This is a genomic window from Pontibacter pamirensis (assembly GCF_010015475.1).
Classification (GTDB): Bacteria; Bacteroidota; Bacteroidia; order Cytophagales; family Hymenobacteraceae; genus Pontibacter; species Pontibacter pamirensis.
In genome coordinates this window covers 22381-28523 of record NZ_SSNI01000056.1, presented here as the reverse complement: position 1 = coordinate 28523, position 6143 = coordinate 22381, and the positions used below count along the sequence as shown (strand labels likewise).

The following is a 6143-nucleotide window of genomic DNA, read 5'->3' as shown; positions in this document are numbered from 1 at the left end:
AGTGCCTCTAGGACTACTTTGGCCTTGAAGACCGCGCTGAATTTCCTTCTTGTTCCTTTCATTGTTCCACTAAGTTAAATGTTATACGTCAATTAAAGTAGTGGCCCTAAATCAAGGGAGTATTATAGTATGCTTGTTAATTGTTTTTCATAGCCTGTGCTTCTCACAAACTGTTGGGGAAAAGGGATATAGAATTACAATAAAGGAGTGGGCGATGGGTGCAGATAACCACTATATCATAACTGCCGACTCTGTGAAAGTACGGAAGAGTGGATACCCTGAAGATGTTTACTATAGCTCCGCTTTAACCAAAGAAGAGAGTCAGAAGATATTTGCCCCAATTGAAGCCGTTGACTTAAGAAAATTAGATGAGCCAGTATACAGCTTTTCAGCCCCCCTGCCTGAAGGAGAGCTAAGCGACCATGGTTACCAATATGACATTATGGTTCAGAATGGTGGAGTAACGAAAGGCTTCGTTTAACTTACTGTCTCCTATCAAACTGTTCACAGTAATGTATTACATGAAATTGCACAGAATCCAATGCATTCCAGACGATGATAATCTCAGAAGCAAAACCCTTGATGGCGTCATAATGCTGCCTAAGTAATGTTTTAATATGGTAGCCGAGTTTTAACACGAGTATACACGGATATAATCGGATAATACGGATATAATCGGATAGCTGAATTGCACCTAAACGCTTCTGTTTTTACAGGTAACAGCACGTTTAGAATCGCTGTCTGCTAAGGAAGAGCGGATAAGCACTGCTGATTAGCCCAAGGGTAGCAGGTCCATGACTTTTAATCACCTCATTTTTGGCGTGCCGCTCCTAAAAAGTGTTGGGAGAAAGCTGGTTTACCAGATTATTAATTATATTGTAGTAAACAAATATTATGTCGGGTACCATCGAAATAGCCATAAAAACGCAAATTTCACCCTTGGGAAAGGGCAATACCACTGCCGCACATAGTGCAGATAACCGTATGTTTACGCATATCCAGTAGTTAGGGCAAATTTTAAAAAATGAAAACACTCTTTACCACCCTACTTCTCCAATTCCTGATAGTCTTTGCTTTTGCACAGGAAGCTGAAGAAAGAATCCTTTATGTAGTTGACTCTATAGCTGTTATAGATGAACCAGAAGAAGGCTTCGGTTCATTAAGCGAAGCGGATGTTCAGAAGATAACTGTTGTCACCAATAAGGCAGCAATAGAGCAGTACGGCTACAAAGACTTTGATAAGGTGATTCTCATCACTACTAAAGCATATGCCAGCCGCTCATTAGAGCTAAAGCAGATTCCATCCACAAAGGCCATGGAAAGAATTAAAGGAAGGTGGCACCTTATAAACTCGCCAACTCCTTATACAGGCCCTTTCATTGACTACTTTCTGAATGGCAAGAAACAAGGCGAAGGTAACTTCAAAGATGGATTAATAGAAGGTACAAGAACAGTTTACTATCCTGATGGAAAGAAGAACTTCCAGAGAAACTACAGCAACGGAATTGAAAATGGCGAAGCAGAACAATATTTTTCAAATGGGCAAATCAAATATAAGGGCGTGTTCAAAGACGGAAAAGAAAATGGTAGTTGGAAAGAGTGGTATTCAACTAGCAAGTTAAAACGCCTGACAGAATTTAAAGATGGTAAAGCCATGCCTTCTAAAGAGCAGGAGAAATTCCATGCTCTTCTTTCCAAGGCAAACCAGCAGTTCAGAGATGGAAACTACCAAGGCTCTGTAAAGACACTTGACAAAGCCACAGAAATGGACCCGAATTATAGCGATGCATACTTTGAAAGGGGAACAGCCTTTTTCTACGACTTTAAGTTTGATGAAGCCATCAAAGACTACAATAAGGCTTTAGAACTTGAGCCATTGCACATGAAGGCACTAAACAACCGAGCGTTTGCCAAAATCCGCAAGTATGAGTTTAAAGGCAGCAGAACTTTGAGCAAGACGGGTGGAGTTACTGTCATGGCATCGAAAGACAAAGCGGAAATGCCTAAAGAAGAGCAAGAGCAAATTTGCGCGGACCTGAAGAAAGGCTATCAATTAGGAGATAAGAAGCAGATGATAATTGACGCCATAGAAACCTATTGTAAATAGAACAACAAGCCCTAACCCAGTGCAGCTTTAACCCTCGCTATGCTTCGGGCTTCGGCTGCACAAATCCGTTAGTGCGAATATTAATTGATGAAAAAGAACCTGATATTCTTAGTTCTGGTAGCCTTTCTATTTGCTTGTGATAATGCATTTGAAGATAAGGCATTTGAAAAGCAGGGAGAGGTGTATCATGTAATTAAAGAGCCAGTAGTTGATTCTTCAAATTCAGCCCCGCCACCTCCGCCAGCTTTATTCTACGGGCAGCACAACTTCATCGTGTACCCAAATGGTAAAACATATTACCACAATAAGTTCAATGACTATGGCTGGTGTGGAACAGGAGTTGATACGTCTAACCCTGACTTCATAAATCTACTCCCTTCAGACCTTGTGGAATTGACAGATGAAAACCTTGCTCGATTTGTTAGAAGTGTAGTCCAAGACACGAGTAGTTATCATAGGAAAGTATCGGCTATACTATCTTCACCTACTGACTCTATAACGAATAAGCATTTCAAGGAAATAATCAATGTATTCAGGCAGGAGAACTTTAACATCTATTCTGTCAGAAAATCAACAGAAGAAGAGAAGGTTGTTCTCAAACATAAAATTGAAAATAAAGAGTACAACCCTGATGATATTAATTGGGAAGGTGAATTCGGAGGTATAAAATTCCTGCCGCCTAACCCAGAAGAATAAATGGCACTAACCACACCTATAATATAGCTTCGCCACATTATAGGCAAGGCCGTTGTAACAAATAAAAATTAATAGATTCTAAAGAGACAAAAGTGTTTTACATGTAATTAAGTATGAACCGTTGCAACTTGAAGCTTAATGTATAATGCTTTGAAGAAGAAATAAATACTGATGCAGATAGTGTATTTTTTAATCCTATTCTTGATAGGTCTTTTAATTATTTATATGACTTATAAAGATGAAAAATCCAGAAAACCATCGTTAACAGTTAGCTATTTAATGCACATATTAGGCTACATTGGTGGTATAGGACTTATATTAATTGGACTCATACTTGTAGTAAAAAAGTAAAATTACTTGTTACAACCCAATGCATGCTCAACCTTCGCTAACGCTTCAGGCTCCGCATGCACGCGGCCCGTTATAGCTAATTTAAGATAATAAATGGGAACCTGGGGTACTGGAATATCCTCCAATGATATGTTCGAGGATATCAATCATGAGTTTTTCGAACTTTATAATGATGGGCTTGAAGTTGATGCTATCACATCACAGCTAATCACTGAAAATAAAGAATTAATTGAGGCGGACACTGAAGAAAGAAACAGTTTTTGGTTTTCTGTTGCTTTGGCTCAATGGGAATGTAAGGCGTTAGACCCTACTGTTTTCCAGAAGGTACAGAGCATTGTTGCTTCAGGGGACGACATAAAGCTATGGGAAGAACTTGGCGCTTCAACTGCCGAACAGAAGAAACGAAAGAAAGTGTTGGACCAGTTTCTGGAGAAATTAGCTACTGAAAAGAAGGTAGCTAAGAAGCCAAAAAAGAAAATCCTCAGAAATGCCATATATGAAAAAGGAGACTGCCTGACATTCAGATTAAACTCTGGTAATTATGGAGGTGCCTTGGTGTTGGAATCAGAAAAGCAGACTGAGGGCGGAATGAATCTAATTGCTGTAACTGACATAGATTCGAATTTCAAACCTACAATAGACGAGTTCGAAATGGCAAATGTGCTGACAGAAAAGAAAGAAGTTTTGCGGAGAGAGTATAGATACAGGGAAATGGTTTCGTGGTATCAGGCAAGGCTCTTCAAAAAGTCACGAACAGAATTTGAAGTTGTTGGTCAGATAGAGGTATCAAGGCTATACAATTTTGAGAATGATTATAGAAGCTTCGCACACTGGGACTTAATGCCAGAACTGTTGAATAGAAACAGTGTCTTTTTCATTGAAGAAAGAGGTGAATCAGAGCACGCACCTACATTAGAGAAGCTTAGAAAGTAAAACTTGCTATAACCCAGCACATAAGTCATACTTCGGCTACGCCTTGTTCGCTTTATGTACGAGCCGAAATCTATGAGTAAAACAAGCGCTTTAATCTAAATAATGTTCTATCTCACTTCATATGGTGTCCCTCGTTTCACCACGGCTACAACCTGGTGGAGCAGCTTGTTTCTGACAGCATTCAACACGCTCATCTTGCTTTTTCCTTCCCCGACTTTCCGCTCGAAATACGTCTTGAGTTCCTGGTTATAGCGGACGCTGTTCATGGCCGCCATGTGCAGCACATGCTTGAGCTCTTTGTTGGCGAATTTGGATATGCCCGTTTTGCTCATCACGCTCGTCCCGCTCCTGTACTCGAAGGGAGCCACCCCGCAGTAGCAGGCAAGTTTTCTGCCGTCTTCCATTTTGGTGAAGCCCTGGGTATAGACCAGAAGGGAAATGGCGAGCACCTTTCCCACACCTTTTACTGAGGTGAGCAGGTCGTACTTGCGCTTTAGTTCTGTGTCCTTCTCAATGAACTGCTGCATCTTTTCCTCCACCTGCTCCTTGCTCTTCTCCAGCCCCTTGATGGCTTTCCTGTTTACCTGCTCTAGCGTCTTTCCAGAGACAGGGTCCACCTGTAGCAGCTCATTGATGGTGCTCTTGAGGCTCTTGAGGGCCTTGATGAGCCTGTTTCTGTTGGCCTGCAAGTCTTTCAGCCGCTCCAATGTCACGCCTGAAAGGGAGAGGCACTTTGCCTCCTGCTGGTGCAGCAGGGCATAGCGGGCTATTCTTTGTGCGTCCACCTTGTCGTCTTTTCCTCGTACCATGCCGATGCTCCTTTTTATCTGCAGGGCGCTCTCCATCCATACCCGCACATCCCTTGCCAGCAGGTAGTGCACCAGTTGTCTGGTGTAGAGGCCAGTGTGCTCCATACAGCACAAAGTGTCAGGACCTGCCTCGCAGCCCTGCTGCTTGAGCCATGCTTTCATGCGTTTGAAGCCGCTGGTGTTGTTGTGAAACTTCTGGTGGAGCATTCTCCCATCGCTGCAGGTGGCCAGGCACACGTCCAGGCTGTCCTTGGAAACATCGACGCCCAGAATGTAGGCGGGTGCTTGGGAATCAATAGGCTTTTCCATATCTTTCAATAGGTTGTGCAAGCTCTGAGTCGAAACCTTTATGATGGGCCCTTGTGTCCCGAAAATCTATATGACCCCTGCCTGCGGGTTGAGAAATAAAGCAGCCAGACTGATTCGTCTAATAGACCTGTTCGCCTTGTTAGCGGGTAGTGCACTGGCTGCTCTTCAGGTAGAGGTAAAAGTTACCTCTGTACCTGGTAATATGAAAGTATAACTATTAGAAAAATGATATAGCGCTAATCTAAAGGTTAGCAAGTAATTTAATGATGAAGCCTCTAAAGAAAACCTCCAAAGAAAAATACTGGGACTACTTTATACTTGCAGCAAGGTTTCTTATTGGGTGGACCTTCCTCAGGTACGGCTACAGCAAAATGGTGGATGGTCAGTTTGGAATAAGTGACGCAGAATTGTCAACACCTTTGAAGGACTTAAGCTTGTTTCGGGTCTCATGGTACATGTTCGACCAGCAACCTTTTAAAGCATTCATTGGAATCTCACAGATGCTTTGTGGCGGTCTGCTCATCATAAACAGAACTGCTCTGCTTGGAGCGTTCCTGTTCCTTCCAATAGTTACTACGGTACTGCTTATTGACCTTACTTTTATGCCGCCAGCTATGGCTAATGCCTTTGCTTGGCGATTGTCATTCTATATCCTGTTGGACTTTTTGATTCTTTGGCACTACAAGAGCAAGATGGAATTAATTTGGAATGAAGTGTGGCAAAATGTTAACACAAAGTTCAAGTATCCGATTTGGTCATATGCGTTGCTACCTATTGTTGCAATAGCACTCGAAACTACTGGGCTTTTGCCTAAAATTATATTTTATTTAGTCACAGAACCAGTAGCAGTATGGGCTGGGGTACAGGGGCTCATAAACAAAATCATTAGCTAACTACACCTTTACGGTAGCTACGCCACCGCAAAGCCAACTCCGTTG

6 protein-coding genes are annotated in these 6143 nt (G+C 42.1%); 5 read left to right on the top strand and 1 reads right to left on the bottom strand.

Features of this window, described 5'->3' with window-relative positions:
* Nucleotides 1-214: 214 nt before the first annotated feature.
* From E1919_RS25230 to E1919_RS25215, 4 genes are all read left to right on the top strand, one after another.
* Nucleotides 215-481: a hypothetical protein gene (locus E1919_RS25230; RefSeq protein WP_162056191.1), complete on the top strand. Its 267-nt coding sequence runs from the start codon at nt 215-217 to the stop codon at nt 479-481.
* A gap of 543 nt (nt 482-1024) precedes the next feature.
* Nucleotides 1025-2107 carry a tetratricopeptide repeat protein gene (locus tag E1919_RS25225; protein ID WP_162056190.1) on the top strand — a complete coding sequence of 361 codons (1083 nt, stop codon included), beginning with the start codon at nt 1025-1027 and terminating at the stop codon, nt 2105-2107.
* Between the two features lie 87 nt (nt 2108-2194).
* Complete coding sequence (locus tag E1919_RS25220; RefSeq protein ID WP_162056189.1) at nt 2195-2803, top strand: hypothetical protein; 609 nt, start codon at nt 2195-2197, stop codon at nt 2801-2803.
* A 444-nt stretch (nt 2804-3247) separates the two neighbouring features.
* Nucleotides 3248-4087: a hypothetical protein gene (locus tag E1919_RS25215; RefSeq protein WP_162056188.1), complete on the top strand. Its 840-nt coding sequence runs from the start codon at nt 3248-3250 to the stop codon at nt 4085-4087.
* 107 nt (nt 4088-4194) lie between these two features.
* Here E1919_RS25215 and E1919_RS25210 read toward each other — a convergent pair whose 3' ends face one another.
* Nucleotides 4195-5205, bottom strand: a complete 1011-nt coding sequence (locus E1919_RS25210) for an IS110 family RNA-guided transposase (protein WP_162056187.1) — start codon at nt 5203-5205, stop codon at nt 4195-4197.
* Nucleotides 5206-5468: 263 nt separating this feature from the next.
* Here E1919_RS25210 and E1919_RS25205 point away from each other — a divergent pair, with 263 nt between their 5' ends.
* Nucleotides 5469-6098 (top strand): DoxX family membrane protein, encoded by a 630-nt coding sequence (locus tag E1919_RS25205; protein WP_162056186.1) that lies wholly within the window; start codon nt 5469-5471, stop codon nt 6096-6098.
* The last annotated feature ends 45 nt before the right edge of the window (nt 6099-6143 follow it).

Coding starts and splice junctions, on each gene's coding strand:
- E1919_RS25225 (WP_162056190.1), top strand. CDS start 1,025: ATGAAAACACTCTTTACCACCCTACTTCTCCAATTCCTGATAGTCTTT.
- E1919_RS25220 (WP_162056189.1), top strand. CDS start 2,195: ATGAAAAAGAACCTGATATTCTTAGTTCTGGTAGCCTTTCTATTTGCT.
- E1919_RS25205 (WP_162056186.1), top strand. CDS start 5,469: ATGATGAAGCCTCTAAAGAAAACCTCCAAAGAAAAATACTGGGACTAC.
- E1919_RS25230 (WP_162056191.1), top strand. CDS start 215: ATGGGTGCAGATAACCACTATATCATAACTGCCGACTCTGTGAAAGTA.
- E1919_RS25210 (WP_162056187.1), bottom strand. CDS start 5,205: ATGGAAAAGCCTATTGATTCCCAAGCACCCGCCTACATTCTGGGCGTC.
- E1919_RS25215 (WP_162056188.1), top strand. CDS start 3,248: ATGGGAACCTGGGGTACTGGAATATCCTCCAATGATATGTTCGAGGAT.